The sequence below is a fragment of the Protofrankia sp. Cr1 genome (genome assembly GCF_963555865.1).
Classification (GTDB): Bacteria; Actinomycetota; Actinomycetes; order Frankiales; family Frankiaceae; genus Protofrankia.
Map to the genome: position 1 here is coordinate 1 of NZ_CAUVXO010000165.1, position 1,070 is coordinate 1,070.

Below are 1,070 nucleotides of genomic sequence, written 5' to 3' on the forward strand. Positions count from 1 at the left end.
GGCCGGACCGACCCGAAGCTGCGGACGGCCTCGACCCTGTCCGCACTGGACGCGCTCGCCCGCGGTGGCTATGTCGCCCGCCGAGACGCGGCTGGTCTGGCCGACGCGTACCGCTTCCTGCGGGGTACCGAGCACCGCCTGCAGCTGCAACGGCTCCGCCGGGTACACACCCTGCCCCGCGACCCTGGCGAACTGCGCAGGCTCGCCCGGTCTCTGGGTCTCACCTCCGCCGCGGAGATCGTGGCCGAGCATGCCCGGGTCGCCCGGTTCGTGCGGCGGCTCCACGAGCGGCTCTTCTACCAGCCGTTGCTGGAGGCGGTGGCGCGGTTGTCCGTCGAGGAGGTTCGCCTGACCCCGGCGGAGGCTCGGGACCGGCTTGCCGCGCTGGGCTTCGCCGACACCGCACGTGCGCTGCGCCATATCGAAGCGCTGACCAACGGTGTCAGCCGGACCGCCACCATCCAACGCCGTCTGCTTCCGGCGATGCTGCACTGGTTCGCCGATGCGGCCGACCCCGACGCCGGCCTGCTCGCCTATCGTCAGGTCAGCGAGGCGCTGGGACGTACTCCCTGGTACCTGCGGCTGCTGCGGGACGAGAGCGGCGCGGCCGAACGGTTGTGCCGCGTGCTGGCCACGAGTCGCTACGTTGCGGACCTGATGCAGCGTGCGCCGGAGTCGGTGCGGCTGTTGCGGACCATCGACGATCTGCGTCCCCGCACCCGGGAGCAGCTGGTCCAGGCGATGATCGCGATCGCTCGCCGCAATCCTTGCGGGGAGCAGGCGGTCGGGCGGGCACGGGCGGTGCGTCGGGTTGAGCTCATCCGCGTCGCCTGCGGCGACCTGCTCGGACTGCTGGACGTCGCCGCGGTCGGCCGGGCCCTGTCCGACGCTGCGGCCGCGACGATCGAGGCAGCCCTGTACGTGGCGGAACGTCGCTTCGAGCAGGAGACCGGTCGGCCGCTGCCGGTGCGGATCGCGGTGATGGCGATGGGTCGTCTTGGCGGGGCGGAGCTGTCCTACGGCAGCGACGCGGATGTCGTGTTCGTCCACGAGCCGATCGACGACCCGGT

General features: G+C 72.2%; 1 pseudogene. It reads left to right on the forward strand.

Features of this window, described 5'->3' with window-relative positions:
* Positions 1-1,070: pseudogene (locus tag U9980_RS14305) on the forward strand (bifunctional glutamine-synthetase adenylyltransferase/deadenyltransferase); the annotation flags it as partial.